Origin of the sequence: Klebsiella sp. K47 (genome assembly GCF_051858335.1) — a bacterium.
Taxonomy (GTDB): domain Bacteria; phylum Pseudomonadota; class Gammaproteobacteria; order Enterobacterales; family Enterobacteriaceae; genus Klebsiella; species Klebsiella pneumoniae.
The window spans coordinates 1-222 of sequence record NZ_JBPYUI010000444.1 but is presented as its reverse complement, the minus strand read 5'-3'; the positions used below and the strand labels follow the sequence as shown (position 1 = coordinate 222).

General features: G+C 68.5%; 1 protein-coding gene. It reads right to left on the bottom strand.

The window, feature by feature from the left end; all coding sequences use genetic code 11:
* Positions 1 to 222: helix-turn-helix domain-containing protein (locus tag RRF55_RS28720; protein ID WP_439419404.1), on the bottom strand; the 222-nt coding region annotated here is incomplete at both ends.

The following is a 222-nucleotide window of genomic DNA, read 5'->3' as shown; positions in this document are numbered from 1 at the left end:
GGGCGATATAGCGCGGCTGCTCGCTCTCGGCGCCGCGCACCAGCAGTTCCGGTTCCACCTCCAGCGCCGCGGCGATCTTGTTCATCCAGGTGAGCGACAGCTGCCGCATCCCGGTCTCGAGCCGGCCGATCGTCTGGGCCGTGGTCGGCGGCGAACAGCGTTCGGCCACGTCGGCCAGGGTCAGGCCCTTTTGCTTGCGGATGTCGCGGATGCGGTTGATCA